The sequence below is a fragment of the Falseniella ignava CCUG 37419 genome, assembly GCF_000301055.1.
Taxonomy (GTDB): domain Bacteria; phylum Bacillota; class Bacilli; order Lactobacillales; family Aerococcaceae; genus Falseniella; species Falseniella ignava.
In genome coordinates this window covers 592,445-610,082 of the sequence record NZ_JH932300.1, presented here as the reverse complement: position 1 = coordinate 610,082, position 17,638 = coordinate 592,445, and the positions used below count along the sequence as shown (strand labels likewise).

The following is a 17,638-nucleotide window of genomic DNA, read 5'->3' as shown; positions in this document are numbered from 1 at the left end:
AAACCTATTTGGATTTACAAATCCAAGATGATTCAGAATGTAAACCTATTTGGATTTACAAATCTAAGATGATTCAGACGAAAAATCTATTTGGATTTACAAATCCAAGTAAGTTCGTCGAATATCATTCTCAAATCCAATAATATTTCACAACAAAAATCCTACAATGACTCAATGCATTGCAGGATTTTTTGTAATCATATTGTTAGTTTGTTTTATTTAAGTCTTTAACTTTAATAATCGGTTCACCATGCGAATTGTAGATATATTCGCGCGCTTTTTCACCCGTGACCATGACTTTAATGAGGCGATCACGATACGGCTCTGCCAATTGATCGAATAATAGTTGGTCTTCATCAAGATGAAGCTGTTGACGAAGCGAGTCAACTTGACCGGCAGGCATTAACTTATAATTTGACTTAGGTAAAGGATGCTCACTCTGACGAGCTTCAATTCGATAAACATAATTCGGATCGCCATAACTGATTTCTAGTGCTCCACTATTTGTACGATGCTCTTCAACATCATGATATTTTTCTTTATGGATTTCCCACCATGTTTCGATGGCACTTCGGGCGGCTTCTTCAGATGGATAACTACCATGCTCTTTTCGTTTTTCAGCAAGACGATTTTCCCAATATACGGTATAGACAGTATGACTCATCAGATATCCTCCTTTTTTATAGTTCACATTTATTGTAACGCTTTCAAATGGATTTGTCATTCGTTTTGATAATTATTGAGGTAATTCCCAATGAATAGGTTGTTGGCCTGTCTCAATCAAAAATTGATTTGCTTTCGAAAATGGACGAGAACCGAAAAAACCTCGATAAGCGGACAACGGACTCGGGTGCGCAGAAGTAATAATATGATGACGTGTCGTATCAATGAGCGCCGCTTTCTGTTGCGCTGCCCTTCCCCATAAGATATAGACAATCGGATGCGGTGAACGATTGAGTGTTTCGATTAAATAGTCCGTCAACTCTTCCCAACCTTGACCGCGATGCGAATGCGCTTGATGCGCCCTCACCGTCAATACCGTATTCATCAGTAACACTCCTTGACGAGCCCAAGCAGATAAATCACCGTGAGAAGCAGGTTTGATTCCTAAATCTTGTTCAAGCTCTTGATAAATATTTCTTAAAGACGGTGGAATCACAACGCCTCGCTTCACTGAAAAGCTCAATCCATTGGCTTGTTGTTCACCGTGATATGGGTCTTGTCCTAAAATCACGACTTTGACTTGATTAAAAGGTGTTATCTCAAAGGCTTGAAACCACTCTGCTTGTGGTGGATACACGGTATGTTCCTGCAATTCCTTTTCAAGAAAGTGTGTTAAATGATGAAAACTCTCTTGCTTGGCTGCCTGTTTAAAGAAAGGTTGCCAACCATTTGCTACAAAATCCAAAGTTATCGCTCCTTATTTTGATAAATAATAAAATAATCGGTCCAATCTCCCGTCGGAACAGTTATTTCCTGGATAGGCTCAAAAATCGATTCCGTCTCTAGAAACTTTTTAAAGTGGTAAGGATAATAACAGATTAATCGCACTGTCCGTGGAAATTGCTCGATAGATTTTTCAATATTTCGTACCACTTGTTTGAAAATCGGTAATGCAAATGGATTGAAGAAGTAATACAACGTCTCATCGGCTTGCATCAAATAATCCTGGGCACTCACTGGATACAATTCAATCGGCGGCTGGTTAGGATGTGCTTTAAAATAATCCGAAGTATTTTGCTTCAATAACTTTAATGTCGTCGGGTGGGATTCTACGCCTCGCACCACCAAATTCAATTGATAATTCATAAAGCACAAGACACGCCCTGTTCCACAACCAAAATCTACCAGTACATCTTGCGAGCTTACTGTCAAATAATCCAATAAATATTGTAAAATCGAATAACTTGTTGGCTCACTTTCATAATGCATCGGTTGTTCAGAACCCCAATAAATAATCGATTGAGTTTGGATATTTAAGAATTGATCATCGATCTCCAGTGGCTGATCCAATGCGCTCACCTCTCTTTTAGTCAATGATTCCTTGGTCAGTCAACACCTTACGAAATGCCATCATTGCAGTATATGAAGCAACAATATGAATCGTTGTTTCATCAGTCTGTTGTATCCATTGTACAACGTCGCCAACACTCATTGGTTGGATTGGAACGGATAGCGCACTGCGTTCGAGCTCCTCAGTGATGGCTTGCTGACACATCCCACTTGTAACAATTTTTTTTATCGGATATGAGGCCATCCGATCGAAATCAACTTGTTGTAACCAACCAATATCTTCGCCATCCGCAGGTTGGTTATTAATTATAAAGACTATACTCATCGGTTCGTTCGTTAAGCCAATTAAATCCAGCGTCTGCTCCATCCCAACTGTATTTTTGATTAAATTCAAATGAATTTCCTTACCTTGGTATTCAACGACTTCTTGACGCCCTGAAATACGAGGAGCACCTGAAAAGGCAGCTTGAATCTGCTCAGGCGTACACTCTAGATAGCGACCGAAAGCATAAGCAGCTAAAGCATTATATACATTGTACATGCCGCCCATTGGTAATTCATATTCTACTTCGTCAAAAGCGACTTTCGCGTAATCCGCATCAAGTTCAATAATGTCCATCATACGATAATCTAATGATGGACGACTCAAGCCACAAGACGGACATAAATAATCTCCTAAATTACCGTAGCTAAGATATTTATACGTGAGAGTATGTTGACACTTTGGACACGGTTCATTCACTGACACCGGTTCAAAGTGAGCATCCGACTGCGTTGAATAATCAAAACCGAAATACAGTCGTTCGTTCTCTAAATCTGGCATATGCAAGTATGGGGAATCACCGTTCGCAATAACCTGTGCTTCAGGAGAGCGACGAGCTGCTTCTTCTAATAGATTCGCTACCGCCTGAACGCTACCATATCGATCCATTTGGTCTTCAAATAAATTAGTATGGATGAATACATCTGGTTGAAAATATTGGAGAATTTTATTTAAGGAGCCTTCATCAATTTCTAGAATGGCCAGTCCCTTCTCCCCTGCTTTAAGCGGCTCGGCAGCAAGAAAGGCACCTACAATCCCTTGAATCATATTCGAACCGGATGCATTCGTCACAATTTGATAACCTTTTTGTCGCGCCATCTGTGCGCATAGTGCCGTAGTCATCGTCTTTCCATTGGTTCCTGTAATCACCATGATTTGATAATTTTTTGTTAGAGAAGCTAAAATATGCGGGTCTAACGTCAAAGCCAACTTCCCTGGGAAGCTACTTCCCCCCTGAGTTAATCGGCTCAATACTTCCCGTGATCCGTTCGCAAGCATTCGAATGATTCTTGTCTTCAAATTCATATTTTTGTTCTCCTTCATCATTAAAATACTTGTCTATTATAGCATATCTCCTTTTTTCAGTGCATTATTTCCTTCTTAATGAAAATGACTTTTTAATTAATCAAGTTCAATTTCATCTATTTTTTTTCGGTAAGCTTTTCGCTTTGAATAATTTATCGCAACGATGCCCCCACCAACAAGGCAAATTGCTAAACCGATCAACGTATAGCTTAATAATTCTCCAGTTGAAGGCAGTGAGACTTGATCATTCTTTAAACGCTGGGTTGTTTCCTGCGTAGAATTTTGTTTCACCTCCGGGGCATTACGTTGAGGTTTCGGTTTTTGGCTGGTCGAAGGTTTTTCTGGGTTACTTAAAGCCTGCTCTTTTAAGATTCGTTCTTTTATTTGATCTAAGTGATTCTCCATCGGAGATTGAGAAGTTGATTCAACGGTCGTTGTTGATGAGATATCATTAGAATTAACGGGAGTATCAATCAAAACTTGTCGAGATGCAAAACGTGTTGTATAGCCATTCCCCGCTTCGACACTTTGCCATTGTTGGCTATTTTCATCATAGATAGCTAATTGCAACTGATATTTTTGATGTAATTTTCGCACTTGTTCAATATCTATATCTTTATTCAGTGATTGATCATTTAAGTAATTAACGAGCTGTTCTTTTAATGCTTGGAAGATTTCTTGATTAATCTGATGAAAATAATCCCATTGCTCACCTTTAAGGTGCACAATACGCTGATAGAGCGTTTGATAATCTATCAGTTGTTGCGTACGATAATAATCTTTTTGACCAAATTCTGCGACCGTTTGAATATCGGCTAAGCTCAATTCTTTAGCGTATCGATAAGGTTCATACGCTGTAGGATCAATCGACATATTTGTTTTTCCGTGCAACCGCAACTTTAATTCTGACTCATCAATCAAAGTATTAAATGCTTGATAAATTTGTTCATAGGTTACGACTTGATACGCTTTGGGCACAATTTCTTTTAAAATTGCATCTATTTGACTTAAATACTGATCGAGGGGAACTTGAGAATTCAACATCACACCCTCTAATGGATACGCTTTGACCGAATATGGATAAAGCAAACATTGATTGTATATCGTTTGCGTATCATCTTGTGTTATTTCCGCTTGCGTTACTTCATTCAGTTGATTCAACAATTGTTGATGCTCCACTTCAATATCAGACTGCTCTACCTTTAATTGATTGATTTGCTGATTCAATTGTTCGATATAATGGACCCATTGCATTACTGATTCATCTTGTGAAATTTTATCTGACTGTACTGCCTGGTCCAATGAATTAAACTCCTCATCATTTTGTTGATACCAAATATATAATTCTTCCAACAAATTGCTTAATTCTTCTTGTGCCCAAGTAACAGATTCGCTGGAACCTGATTCAAGTTGATAAATCTGTTCATTGATTTGATCGTACCGAGCTGAAAGTTCTTGAATCGCCTGATGCATTGATTGCCTCAGATCAGCTTGAGGGTCTACTGGCGCCTCGCCTTGCCTCAATTGAATAATACATTCATCGCAGCTTACTGGAACATTGGGAATCGTTTGAGCTAAAATATACGGCTCGGGTATTTCTAAAGCAGTCGTAAAACACGAACTAAACAACGATAAGACAATACTTAAGAGACAATAGAATTTTTTCATAATTTACACCTCCATTAATAAGTACACAAAAAAACACGAAATCTTGCATGATTTCGTGTTTTAATCAAATTTTAATTTAATCTAAGTAATCGACCACTTCAACGTCGGTAAAGTAGCTCATCCGGTCGCGCAACTCTTCCATCCAATAGTCCGAGTTATAGAAGCCATACTCACTCGCATCCGCTAACGGAACCACATAATATTCTGTCGTTTCAGGCATTCCGATATTATATGTTGGCATAAAGCGAATCTTTCCTAAGATCACTTCACCATTGGCCAATTTATGGAAACAATATTCACCAATTCCGCCAATTCGGGTATGTTCTTCATATTGTCCAGATAAGAAGTTTCCGTGGGAGAACCAGCCACCTTGATGCGCATTGTAACGAATAAACGGCTGAACAATGTGTGGATGTCCACCTAAAATAAAGGAAGCCCCCGCATCTCGTGTCACTTGTGCGATATGATATTGATTTTCTACTGGCAGAAACTCATACTCCTCACCCATTTGGAAGACCACAATTGAAACATCAACGAGTTCATTGAGTGCTTGAACTTCTTCACGAATAACGTCCTTATCAATCAAAGTGATTAAATGCTCCTCTCCTTCAGGAATCGGGTTACCATTCGTTCCATAGGAATACGATAAGAAGCCAAATTTTATCCCATTTTTCTCAATAATTCGTGGGCGGCGGTAATCTTCCCATGATTCATAGCTACCCACATATTCTAAACCATATTTTTGTAAATTCGCAATGGAAGCATAAGCACCAGGCCCACCTAAATCCATGGTATGATTGGTCGCGTTACTCACAATATCAACCCCAACATTTTGCAACGCAGGAATAATTTCCTCAGGCGAATTGAAGAAAGGATACGTTGAGATGCCATAATCTTCACCCGCTGCAATCACTTCTAAGTTAGCTGTCGTAATATCCGCATTCTCAAGGTACGGCTTCACTGGCGCAAACATATGATCAAAATTATAGCCATCTTCAGTTGCTGCATCATAAAACACCGTATCGTGAATTAAAATATCGCCAATCGACCGGATTACAACGGTACTTTCAATTTCAGAAGAATCCTGTTCGACAGTGGTTTCTTCGATGGTCGTCGCGGGTGTCGGAGATTCATTTTGCATATGTTGCTGTACTTCTGGATTGACACAACCCGCGAGGAAAATTAATGGGATTAACCATCCACAGCGCTTTTTGAATTTCATTGATTTCTCCTTACTTCTATTTATCATTATCGTTAATTGATATTACTTAGCATGATTTTACTATATTTAGATGAATAAAGCATCCTCAAAAAAATTAACCCAAATGCCCTCCTACCAACTTTGATCTCGCAATAGCTGTTGCTCCCGGCATTAAACTGCTAGTTCGCACTACACTTTGGTAACCGTAATGATCCCGCAACTGATCAATCGTGCGTTCCAAGCAAAATCGACGTTCTCTTACCGCTGGATCCTCAAAAAGATTCAACTGCATACCACTTTCCACTTGAATGTCGCCGAGTTGAACCGCAATACTCCGAACCGGATGTCCTCGATAATGTTGACGAAACAGCTGCAACATTGCTTCGATCAAATCGAATGATGATGCTGTACCATCCACCGTCATTTGATGAGAAAAGCGAGGCGCATAACACGACCTTGAAAAACCGAGTGATAGATGAATTTTACGCGCTTGAAAGTGGTGTTTTCTTAACCGAGCTGCAACTTGATCGGTCATCTCACTAATTACCCGTTCGATTTCAGCGCGGCTTCGGTAATCTTTGGTCAAAACTTGTGACTTGCCAAATCCTTTGCTCTGTGGAATATAACGTTCTGAAAAGTCACTAAAATCAATACCATACGCATGATAATAGAGTTGTTCGCCAATGATACCAAATTCTTTTTTAAGTAAAGCAAGATCCGCCTGCGCTAAGTCCTCCATCGAATAAATATTCAGTTGATTCAGGCGGCGCTCAGTGCGCTTACCAATCCCCCAAACTGAATTTAAATCATCGATCGGCCATAATTTTTCAGGAATAGTGTTATAATCCCACTGGGAAATATACGTCGGTGCTTGATGTTTCGCATCTAAATCTAGCGCTAATTTGGCCATCAGTGGATTGCGCCCAATCCCAATCGAAACGACCAAATTTAACTCTTGCCAAATCGTTTGTTGAATAAGTTGAGCAAGCTGCATTGGGGAGCCATAAAGTAGACGGCTCGCTGTAACATTGATAAAACCTTCATCAATACTATAAGGATGCCAATCTTCCGCTGAAACAAAACGTAATAAAATCTCATTCAATTTACGATTTTCTTCGATATAAGTCGCCATTCTTGGTGGTACTAATAAAATATCATCAAGTCCTTGTGGTATCTCATACGTTCGTGTCCCGGTCTTAATGCCATAATGCTGCTTCATTGACATGGAACTCGCTAAGACTAATCCACTGCGATGATCATCTCGACTCACCACACATAATCGCGATTCGAGTGGGTGTAAACAACGCTTTAAAGATTCTACCGAAGCAAAGAAACTCTTACAATCAATACAGAAGACGTCTTCTTGCGGCAATTGAAGTGATTTCAAATCCATGTCATCCACCCTCCTCGTCATTTTCTAGTATACGAACATACGTTCGTTTTTGCAAGAAGTTTTTCACTCATAATTAATGAAGAATCAATCGGCGCAGACGATTGCCCCTTGCGATTCAGAATTGATATCATGTATAATTTAGATAACAATTCTACTAAAAAAATCAACAGGAGGTGACAAAAAGTTATGTTTTTTAAAACAACATCCGAAAAATCAACCGAGTTTTTCTCGTTCGTATCTGCAAATCAATCGAATCAGATTAGCTTGAAAAAGAAAGTGACAATCAATAAGCACGATTCGCAAGTTTTTCTTCGTTTTACTAAAAAAGTACACTTAAAACCGTTCGAAGGACTTGCCTTGGTAGTATTTGCCAAAGACCCGTCAGATCCATCAACCTACCAATCTTATATTTTAGCGGATCATATTCAAGTGAATCCAGGGGTCTACTTTAATACTTTGACGGTGACACGTGATTGTACGGTCTATATGCAGCCAACGTCACAAGCCGCACCGAAGATGTTTTCTTCTGCTCAACTTCTGACAAGTGGAGAATTTAAGACGCAATTATCGGTAGACCATATTTATGGCATTATTTACCAAATGAAATCTCACTCCGAATCGATTCCTTTTTACCTAGGCCCTTACTATGAATTACTAGTTATCGATCAAGGCGAATTGGACGTCATCATTGATTCAGATCATCAACATATTAAGAAAAACGATTGCCTAATCCTACGATCGGATCAACCTTATCAGAAGCAGCAAGGAAGTTCTGAGATGGTCGCCTATATTTCGATTTTATTTGAAGCCAGTGGCATTCCTGAGTCCGCACTTGCGCAACCGATGAATCTTGGCACCGCCAATCGTCAAATGATTGAGCGGATTGTCAAGTTAGCTGAGTACCCAGAACAATTTGTCTATCCAAACGATGAAATCAAACTAAAATTAACAACATTGATCTTGCAACTGATTCAAGGACAAACGCCAACCGCTGAAGAACCAATCACATCGATGCGTGAAAATTATGAAAATGATTTGTTCCAATCGATTTTAGATTTCTTAGATCAAAATATCGCCACGCATAATCAAGTGAATGACTTAGTGGAGCACTTTGCCTTATCACGTTCAACACTTCAAAATTTATTTAAAAAATATTTGAATATGACACCCAAAAATTATATCAATCAAGTTAGACTGGATCGTAGTAAACAGATGATTCGTAATACGCAAATGACTTTATCACAAATTGCCGACTATCTCGGGTACGGATCGATTCAATATTTCTCACGTGCCTTTAACCAAGCTTTTGGCATGAGCCCGTCTCAATATGCAAAATCGATGATCCAGTAGTCTTTCGATATCCAACTCAAGGAGGTTCTTATGTCTTTTGATGGTTTCTATACACATATGATGCAACAAGAGCTCGCAGATCACTTAATCGGCGGAAAAATTAATAAAATTTATCAACCCTTTTTACAAGAAATTCAACTCGTCATCCGGTCCAATGGTCAAAATCACCGCTTAACAGCTTCAATTCATCCGGTCTATTATCGGATTCATTTAACCGAAGAACGGTCAAATAATCCTAAGCAAGCACCAATGTTTTGTATGTTGTTACGTAAACACATTGAAAATGCTGTCATTCAAAATATTACACAACTGGAAAATGATCGCATTCTGATTTTTGATTTATCGAGCCGGAACGAACTGGAGGATAACCTCCACTATCAATTGATTTTTGAACTGATGGGACGCCACAGTAATATTGTTTTAATTAATCCTGCGACACAAACTATTATTGATTGTATTAAGCATGTCCCTGCTAGCCAAAATACGTACCGCACATTACAAGCCGGAGCAGAATATCGTCTACCTCCTCAACAAGAACAACAAGTAAATCTCTTTAAATTATCGGATGAGGCAAGGTCAGCATTTGCAAAAATAAATCGGGAAACGATTGAATCTGGTCAGGCTCACCGCGTGATTCAAGGTTTGTCGAAAATAACGAACCAACAACTTTTAAGTTGGCTTGAACAAGGTGATACGGTTGAAGTTGCCCTCGAACGTTTGTTGGGCCTCTTTAGCGAGAAGCAACCTGTCGTTTTCAACCAACCGGACCCGGTACAATTTTATTCTGCGGATCTACCTGTTATTGAAGGTGAGCGACAATATTTCGCCTCGCTTGGAGCCTCTTTGGATTACTACTATACTGAAAAAGCACGCTTAGACCACATCAAGCAGCTCTCAGGAGATTTGTCACAACATATCCAACGTATTTTGAAACGCAACGACAAGAAATTAACGGAACTGCAACGCGATCGAGTGGTCGCACAAAAAGCCGATGAATATAAATTAAAAGGTGAGCTACTCAGTGCCTTTGCTTCAAGCATTCAGCGCGGTCAAACTCAAGCCACGGTAACCAACTATTATACCAACGAACCGATAACGATTGAATTAGATCCACAACTTTCAGCCATTGATAATAGCCAAGCTTATTTTCGTAAATATTCAAAATACCGTGACTCCCTAAAATATATTGATCAGCAAGAACAGCTAACTCAGCAGGAAAATCAATACCTCGAAAGTGTGCTCGTCCAAATTTCGCAAGCCACTGTAGCCGATATCGAGGATATCAAAGACGAGTTGCGTCAAGAGGGTTATATGGCTCAACATAAGAAACAAATCAAAAAGCGCGCCACTTCCAAATCACGCCCTCGGGTATATGTTGCGAAGGACGAGACGCGCATCTTAGTTGGGCGTAATAATCATCAAAATGACCAATTGAGTGTCCGCAACTCTCACAAAAACTATTGGTGGCTCCATGCTAAAGATATCCCAGGGGCTCACGTTGTGATTGAATCAGTAGACCCTAGTCCGGAGACGATCCAAGAAGCCGCAGAAATTGCTGCCTACCACTCAAAATCTTCCCATTCAGCCAACGTTCCCGTCGACTTAGTGCAACTCAAAGCCTTGCGCAAGCCTAACGGTGCCAAACCTGGCTTTGTCATCTACGAAGGTCAAGAAACGTTGTTCGTTACCCCAGTGGAAGAAGAAATCAAATCGAAGGAGCAGGTGCAAGACTAGTGGTAACACCCTGTTAGAGAAATCCCTCATCAAATTTGGATGAGGGATTTTTGTGTGGGGGTGGGATTGTGAAATCAGTGGGGCTTGAGCTTCTGCCTAGGGCGAGCCTGAGCTGTTGGCACTCGCAGGGTGAACTTCAGCTCAACCACCCTGAGATGAAGTTGCGGTGTGAGAAACTCCAGCTCAGCATCCCTCAGATGGAGTTCCGGCACAAACAACTCCAACTCAGTCATCTTCAGATGGAGTTCCGGCACAACTAACTCCAGCTCAGCAGGCGCAGATGAAGTTTCGCACTTCATTTGTTCAACTAAACCCGACAAACTGAACAACCCCGCCTACTTTGTTCAACTCAACCCGACAAACTGAACAACTCCATCAACTTTGTTCAACTCAACCCGACAAACTGAACAATCTCGCCTACTTTGTTCAACTCAACCCTACAAGCTGAACAACACCGACAAACAATCCCAAATAAGCAAGCATACAAATCTCACACTACTCCTTTCAATCGTAACTACTCTCCTCACTTCAACGCAAAAAAGCCTGGAGAAGTGACCTTTCTCCAGACTTTCGCGCTGTTTTAATTCAACTCTACTCTATCAACCTTCATTAGCTCATATAAGCGTCAGTTAGCGGTGGGACCACTTGTTTCTTACGCGATACAATTTGTGGTAAATTCAACTGGTTGTCAGTAATAGCCTGGTCAAACGCTTTGGTGACAGGCGTTGTGTCGCCACCTACGACGAGACCAATCGAGTCATTTTCCAAAATATCAGTAATCACTAATAAGAATATCGCATAGTCATGCTTGCTCAATTCAGACTGCATCACGTCAAGAAATTCAGCTTTGCGCTTCAAAATATCTACGAATCCTACGGTATTAACTTGACCGATTCGAACTTTATGCCCGTTCATATCAAACGTTTTCGCATCGCCATCAACAATATCCATCGCGGATCGAGCAGACACATCTGCCCCTGCTTTCAACATTTGGATGCCATACTCATTTACATCAACTTGAGCAATTTCAGCCAACTGCTGTGCAATCTTCACATCTTCAGGTGTGCAAGTTGGGGATTTGAATAACAATGTATCTGAAATAATTGCCGATAACATCATACCCGCAACGTCAGTTGGAATCTCAATTCCCTTTTCTTGATAAAGTTTGAAAAGCACACTCGACGTACTGCCGATCGGTTCTGCACGATAGTAAAGTGGTCCTGCTGTCTCAAAATTGGCAATTCGGTGGTGATCCACGACGTAGTCGATCTGAACGTCACGAATATCCGCGACAGATTGGGCAAACTCATTATGGTCAACTAGCGCCACACGCTCAACTTCTGGAGCGGCTTGTTCGATCACTCGAGGCACCGGCACATTGAAATGCTCCAGTGCAAAACGTGTCTCATCGTTTGGCGTACCCAATGCAACGGCTTCAGTTTCCTCACCGATTTGATTTAAAAAATGTGCATAAGCAATTGCTGCACCAATCGCATCGGTATCAGGATTTAAATGTCCAAAAACTAATAATTTGCTCATAACTTCCTCCTTAATCCTACTTTGCGAATTCAGTATACCATAAATTATTGTGAAGTATTAGCTGAATCACTTGTATCTTCTTGATCTGCTAAAGTTAAATTAGCTGGATGGAGCGCCACAACACGTCCTAATTGATCTAACTCTTGTACCGCTGAACCGTTGGTCAAACGAGCGGAAAGTGGAATCTCCTCACTGGTTAGCTCAACAAAGTGGCCGGTATCGCCTTGAACAACGACCGGTGTCGTCTCGTCTACCGCCAGTACATCGATAATCCGATGCGGTTGTGATTTCAATTCTTTCAGCAATGTTAATCCTCGAGCAGCCCGACTCGTTAGAGGAATTTCGTCAGCTCTGAAGCGTTTAATATTGCCACGTTGAGTCAAGACCACAAATTGTTGCGTATCATCCACAAATGTATTGCCACTCACTACATAATCATCATCGCGTAAGTTCACGGCAATCACCCCTTGAGCTTTCAACCCAAGTGTTGAAACTTCACTGACTGGGTAACGTACACAGTAGCTATCATAAGTTGTAACTAAGATCTGTTGCTGCTCATTTTGCTGCGTCAACATCGTCGCAACTATTTGGTCACCCACCTTCAATTTCATCGCCATCGATGAACGCGAACGGTAACTTCTAAATTGTACAAAATCTTTCAATAGCGTCTGCTTAATCATACCTTGTTGAGTCAACATCAAGATAGCGGTCGTTTCATCACGACTTTCAGCTTGATCCAAATGATAAGCTCCGCGATAAACACTCAAAATACGTTCATCTGCTTCAAGTTGATAATGCTGAGATAAGTGAACACCCATATCCTTCCAGCGAATATCTGGTAATTCGTGGACTGGAATATAGAGGTAATTTCCATGACTTGTCAGTAAAATCAACGTATCGTAAGTACTCATCGGCTCCAAGAAGAGCGTATAGTCCATCTCACGCAATGCTAAATCATATGTATCCGATGACTGGAAGCTTCGACGGCTCGTGCGCTTGATGTAGCCCTCATTCGTCACCGAAACAATGACTTGTTCTTCTGGTATCAATAAGGTCGCATCAATCGTGACTTCTTTAATCTCTGCTTCAACTTGTGTCAGTCTTGGTGTCGCATGCGTTTTTTTAATTTCTTTTAATTCTTGAATAACTACTTTATCTAAAATCTCGGAATTATTTAAAATATTGTGGTACATCGCAATGCGCTCATTTAATTCAAGGCGTTCATTTTGCAGTGCCACAATATCTGTATTAGTCAGACGATAAAGCTGCAACGAAACAATCGACTCCGCTTGAGGTTCGGTAAAGTCAAATTGCTTCATAATATTACTTTTCGCGTCCGCTTTATTCTCGCTGGCGCGAATCACATGAATCACTTCATCCAAAATCGACATTAAATGAATCAAACCATCAACAATATGCAGTCGGTCTTGATCTTGCGTTAACAAATGACGTGTCCGACGTTCGATGACTTCTTGTTGGTGCTCGACATACGCTTCAATCATCGTCTTCAAATTCGCTAAAACCGGTTGACGATGATAGATTGCCACCATATTGAAGTGATAATTCACTTCAATCTCGGAATGTTTGATGAGATAGTTCAAGACATCTTGTGGATTGACATCGCGTTTCAATTCAACCACAACGCGAACGCCATTGCGATCGGACTCGTCTCGTACTTCGACAATCCCTTCCAACTGGCTATCGAGTCGAATTTCATCGAGTTTTTGCACTAACTTCGACTTATTTACCTCATATGGCAATTCAGTAATCACAATTTGGCTTTTACCCGCCTTTAACTTTTCAATTTCTGTTTTGCCTCGAACTACAATCTTACCTTGCCCGGTCCGATAAGCTTCTTTCAATTCATCTTGACCGTAAATAATCCCTCCGGTCGGAAAGTCAGGCCCTTGAATATGCGTTAACAAATCCTCTACCGTACAGTTTGGATGTTGAATCAAGTGAATGACCGCATCAATCACTTCCGCTAAATTATGCGGTGGAATATCTGTCGCATAACCGGCTGAAATCCCAGTCGCCCCATTAACTAATAAATTAGGAAAACGAGCCGGTAACACAACCGGTTCTTCCAACGTATCGTCAAAGTTTAGCGCATAGTCTACCGTCTCATGATTAATATCTTGGAGTAACGCATCGGATATTTTAGCAAGACGGGCTTCGGTATAACGCATTGCTGCCGGTGGATCCCCATCCATACTCCCTTTATTCCCGTGCATATCAATCAACGGCTCACGGAATTTCCAGTCTTGTCCCATTCGAACCATCGCTTCATAGACCGAACTATCCCCATGCGGGTGAAAATTACCAATAACATTCCCGACCGTTTTAGCAGATTTACGGTAAGGTTGGTTATACGTATTACGGTCTTGATACATCGCATAAAGAATCCGACGCTGAACCGGCTTCAAACCATCTCGTATATCTGGTAACGCGCGGTCTTGAATAATATATTTGGAATATCGACCGAACCGGTCTTCAATAATATTAGTAAACGTTAAATCTTCAATTTGTTCGTGGATCGTACCCATTCACTTAATCCTCCTCTCCAAATAAATTCAATTGATCCGCAAAATCATCCTTTTGAGAACTAGACGTTATTTCTGTTGAATTTTGTTCAGATCTTTCTTTCAGTAATGTTGGATCAACCGTACTTGGTTGCGAATCATTTAATAACGTATCTTCTTCGTCTAAGGTAAATTGCACGTTTTCTTCAATCCATTTACGACGCGGAGCGACTTTATTCCCCATTAAGGTCGTTAAACGACGCTCGGATAACGTATCATCTTCCACATTAACTCGGATTAATAATCGCGTCTTAGGATTCATTGTCGTATCCCACAATTGATCGGCATTCATCTCCCCGAGACCTTTATAACGTTGAATCACATAGCCACGTCCCATTTCTTGAGTCACTTCAGCTAATTCTTCGTCCGTCCAAGCGTATTCGATGACTTCTTTTTTCCCGCGTCCTTTTGAGACTTTGTAAAGGGGTGGCATGGCTAAATAAACCTTGCCAGCTTCGAGCAACGGCTTCATATAACGATAGAAAAACGTCAAGAGTAGCACTTGAATATGCGCTCCATCGGTATCCGCGTCGGTCATAATAATGATTTTGTCATAGTTGATTTCATCCAAATTAAAATCATTTCCGACACCCGCACCGATCGTATAAATTAACGTATTAATCTCTTCGTTTTTCATAATATCTTCGAGCGAAGCTTTTTCGGTATTAATTACCTTACCACGCAGTGGCAAAATCGCCTGATATTTTCGGTCACGGCCAAGTTTAGCTGATCCCCCAGCGGAATCTCCCTCGACAATATAGAGTTCATTTTTGGCTGCATTTTTCGATTGGGCTTTAGCTAATTTGCCAGAAATAAGTTTTTCACGTTGATTTTTCTTCGTACCACTACGAGCCGCATCACGCGCTTTACGTGCTGCTTCGCGTGTCTCTCGGGCTTTTAGCGCCTTACGTAAGATATTTTGGGAGAAGGCGCCATTTTCATTTAAGAAGGCCACTAAATAGTCATAAACGAAATTATCAACAATTTGTCGCGCCGTTGGCGTCCCAAGCTTATCCTTCGTTTGTCCTTCAAACTGCAAATATTGCTCTGGAATCCGAACTGAGACAATCGAGACCAATCCTTCCCGAATATCGGACCCTTCTAAGTTTTTATCTTTTTCCTTAATTAGACCGACGCGACGACCGTATTCATTGAAGGCTTTGGTCATCCCAGTCTTTAAGCCAGTCTCGTGAGTCCCCCCACCATAAGTACGCACATTATTGGCAAAGGACAGCACTGTCTCTGAGTAGCCGTCATTGTATTGCATCGCAAAGTCCACTTCAAAATCTTGATTACGACTGGACCCCGCAATAACATCGCCAATCGCATCTTTGTCTTCATTTAAATAATGAATAAAATCAATCAGACCGTTATCGTATTTGAAGACATCTTCCGTCTCATGGACGTGATCGATTAAAGTGATTTCTAAGCCTTTAAGTAAAAAAGCTGACTCCCGCAGTCGCTCCGCAATCACCTTGGCATCAATACGCGCTGAACCAAATACCGCTGGATCTGGTAGAAAATGGACCATCGTTCCATTCGCATGGCGACACGGCTTCACTTCCATCTCACCTTGAGGGTGTCCGCCATCTTTGAAGTGCATGGTAAAGGATTGATTATCACGCCAAACGGTGACAGTTAAGCGACTAGAAAGTGCGTTAACAACACTCGCCCCCACACCGTGAAGACCTCCCGCTGACTTATACCCACCTTGACCGAACTTTCCACCGGCATGAAGTACGGTGAAAATAACTTGAATGGTTGGCACGCCACTTTCATGCAGACCGGTTGGCATCCCCCGGCCGTTATCCATCACTTTGACGCTACCGTCTGCCATTAATTCAACCTGGATTCGATCGGCAAAGTCTGACAGTGCCTCATCAACCGAGTTGTCTACAATTTCATAGATTAAATGATGCAAGCCACGTTGGTCCGTTGAGCCAATATACATTCCTGGACGCTTGCGCACCGCATCTAACCCTTCTAAAATTTGGATCGCTTGATCATCATACTGATTTAAGTTTATTTCAGACAATTCGTCACCTCTTTCATTTCTAGCTTTATAATTTTATCAGATTCCACTATAATTAATAGAGTATTTCAATAATTATAACGTAAAGGAGTAATAATTTTGACCTGTTTCAACATAGGCACGATTGCCTTTATTATTCTAACATATTTAATCGGCTCAATTCCATCCGGTGTAATCTATAGTCAAATGCGTCATCAACGCGATGTTCGCAATTATGGAAGTGGAGGAACAGGTGCCACCAATATCGGACGAAATTTTGGATTTCGAGCGGCAGTCATCGTAGCTTTCTGTGATGCGTTGAAAGGATTTATCCCTGTTTTACTGGCGCAGCATTTTTTCAACGAGCCAGGAGTTATTATGGCAACCATGTTAGCCGCGGTCATTGGACACGCCTACCCGATTTTTGCGAACTTCAAAGGTGGCAAGATTGTCGCAACCTCGATGGGAGCTTTTCTAGCTTATGACTACAAAATTGCTATCCTAGTCATTTTAGCTTTCTTTATTATTTTATATTTAACCAGTATCGTCAGTCTATCGTCAATGTTGAGTTATACGCTAATTGCTTGCTATTACGTATGGACTTCCCCGATTCTCGTTGTACGCATCGGATTTATCCTACTATGGCTCTTCGTCTTATATCGCCATAAAGATAATATCCAACGCTTAAGACAAGGTCAAGAGCCTAGTATTCGTTGGGGATTGCGTAAAGATTCAAAATAAAATCATTTAATCATCGATGCAAAAAATCTCAAAGCAATACATGCTTTGAGATTTTTTA

General features: G+C 40.8%; 13 protein-coding genes. 3 read left to right on the top strand and 10 right to left on the bottom strand.

Going from position 1 to position 17,638, the window contains the following annotated elements; all coding sequences use genetic code 11:
• Positions 1-205 precede the first annotated feature (205 nt).
• The 7 genes from HMPREF9707_RS02955 to HMPREF9707_RS02925 all read right to left on the bottom strand — a co-directional run bounded on the left by HMPREF9707_RS02955 (position 206) and on the right by HMPREF9707_RS02925 (position 7,623).
• Positions 206-664, bottom strand: a complete 459-nt coding sequence (locus HMPREF9707_RS02955) for a hypothetical protein (protein ID WP_006701232.1) — start codon at positions 662-664, stop codon at positions 206-208.
• A gap of 72 nt (positions 665-736) precedes the next feature.
• Positions 737-1,408: a uracil-DNA glycosylase gene (locus HMPREF9707_RS02950; protein WP_006701231.1), complete on the bottom strand. Its 672-nt coding sequence runs from the start codon at positions 1,406-1,408 to the stop codon at positions 737-739.
• A gap of 2 nt (positions 1,409-1,410) precedes the next feature.
• On the bottom strand, positions 1,411-2,013 hold the full coding sequence (locus HMPREF9707_RS02945; protein ID WP_006701230.1) for a class I SAM-dependent methyltransferase: 603 nt from the start codon (positions 2,011-2,013) through the stop codon (positions 1,411-1,413).
• A gap of 16 nt (positions 2,014-2,029) precedes the next feature.
• Complete coding sequence (locus tag HMPREF9707_RS02940) at positions 2,030-3,361, bottom strand: MurT ligase domain-containing protein (protein ID WP_006701229.1); 1,332 nt, start codon at positions 3,359-3,361, stop codon at positions 2,030-2,032.
• A gap of 96 nt (positions 3,362-3,457) precedes the next feature.
• The gene (locus HMPREF9707_RS02935; protein WP_006701228.1) at positions 3,458-5,029 is read right to left on the bottom strand and encodes a hypothetical protein; all 1,572 of its coding nucleotides are present in this window, start codon (positions 5,027-5,029) and stop codon (positions 3,458-3,460) included.
• 76 nt (positions 5,030-5,105) lie between these two features.
• Positions 5,106-6,251 carry a CapA family protein gene (locus HMPREF9707_RS02930; RefSeq protein ID WP_006701227.1) on the bottom strand — a complete coding sequence of 382 codons (1,146 nt, stop codon included), beginning with the start codon at positions 6,249-6,251 and terminating at the stop codon, positions 5,106-5,108.
• Positions 6,252-6,345: 94 nt separating this feature from the next.
• Positions 6,346-7,623, bottom strand: coding sequence for a Y-family DNA polymerase (locus HMPREF9707_RS02925; RefSeq protein WP_006701226.1), 1,278 nt, complete (start codon positions 7,621-7,623; stop codon positions 6,346-6,348).
• A 186-nt stretch (positions 7,624-7,809) separates the two neighbouring features.
• Between HMPREF9707_RS02925 and HMPREF9707_RS02920 the strand changes: the two genes are divergently transcribed.
• Positions 7,810-8,973, top strand: coding sequence for a helix-turn-helix transcriptional regulator (locus HMPREF9707_RS02920; RefSeq protein WP_006701225.1), 1,164 nt, complete (start codon positions 7,810-7,812; stop codon positions 8,971-8,973).
• A gap of 30 nt (positions 8,974-9,003) precedes the next feature.
• The gene (locus HMPREF9707_RS02915; protein ID WP_006701224.1) at positions 9,004-10,707 is read left to right on the top strand and encodes an Rqc2 family fibronectin-binding protein; all 1,704 of its coding nucleotides are present in this window, start codon (positions 9,004-9,006) and stop codon (positions 10,705-10,707) included.
• A 609-nt stretch (positions 10,708-11,316) separates the two neighbouring features.
• Here HMPREF9707_RS02915 and HMPREF9707_RS02905 read toward each other — a convergent pair.
• The 3 genes from HMPREF9707_RS02905 to parE are packed head-to-tail and all read right to left on the bottom strand — an operon-like array spanning position 11,317 to position 16,863.
• Positions 11,317-12,246, bottom strand: coding sequence for a manganese-dependent inorganic pyrophosphatase (locus tag HMPREF9707_RS02905; RefSeq protein WP_006701223.1), 930 nt, complete (start codon positions 12,244-12,246; stop codon positions 11,317-11,319).
• A gap of 44 nt (positions 12,247-12,290) precedes the next feature.
• Entirely contained in the window at positions 12,291-14,792 is a 2,502-nt protein-coding gene (gene parC, locus HMPREF9707_RS02900) for a DNA topoisomerase IV subunit A (RefSeq protein WP_006701222.1), read from the bottom strand.
• Between the two features lie 4 nt (positions 14,793-14,796).
• Positions 14,797-16,863: a DNA topoisomerase IV subunit B gene (gene parE / locus HMPREF9707_RS02895; RefSeq protein ID WP_006701221.1), complete on the bottom strand. Its 2,067-nt coding sequence runs from the start codon at positions 16,861-16,863 to the stop codon at positions 14,797-14,799.
• 96 nt (positions 16,864-16,959) lie between these two features.
• On the opposite strand from parE, the gene plsY reads away from it, so the two are divergent.
• A complete protein-coding gene (gene plsY / locus HMPREF9707_RS02890; protein ID WP_006701220.1) occupies positions 16,960-17,580 on the top strand; it encodes a glycerol-3-phosphate 1-O-acyltransferase PlsY in 621 nt (206 codons plus the stop codon).
• Positions 17,581-17,638: the final 58 nt, after the last annotated feature.

What these genes read in the sequence shown, in the direction of transcription:
- HMPREF9707_RS02955 (WP_006701232.1), bottom strand. Translation starts at nt 664, where the DNA reads ATGAGTCATACTGTCTATACCGTATATTGGGAAAATCGTCTTGCTGAA.
- HMPREF9707_RS02940 (WP_006701229.1), bottom strand. Translation starts at nt 3,361, where the DNA reads ATGAATTTGAAGACAAGAATCATTCGAATGCTTGCGAACGGATCACGG.
- HMPREF9707_RS02935 (WP_006701228.1), bottom strand. Translation starts at nt 5,029, where the DNA reads ATGAAAAAATTCTATTGTCTCTTAAGTATTGTCTTATCGTTGTTTAGT.
- HMPREF9707_RS02930 (WP_006701227.1), bottom strand. Translation starts at nt 6,251, where the DNA reads ATGAAATTCAAAAAGCGCTGTGGATGGTTAATCCCATTAATTTTCCTC.
- HMPREF9707_RS02925 (WP_006701226.1), bottom strand. Translation starts at nt 7,623, where the DNA reads ATGGATTTGAAATCACTTCAATTGCCGCAAGAAGACGTCTTCTGTATT.
- HMPREF9707_RS02920 (WP_006701225.1), top strand. Translation starts at nt 7,810, where the DNA reads ATGTTTTTTAAAACAACATCCGAAAAATCAACCGAGTTTTTCTCGTTC.
- HMPREF9707_RS02915 (WP_006701224.1), top strand. Translation starts at nt 9,004, where the DNA reads ATGTCTTTTGATGGTTTCTATACACATATGATGCAACAAGAGCTCGCA.
- HMPREF9707_RS02905 (WP_006701223.1), bottom strand. Translation starts at nt 12,246, where the DNA reads ATGAGCAAATTATTAGTTTTTGGACATTTAAATCCTGATACCGATGCG.
- parC (WP_006701222.1), bottom strand. Translation starts at nt 14,792, where the DNA reads ATGGGTACGATCCACGAACAAATTGAAGATTTAACGTTTACTAATATT.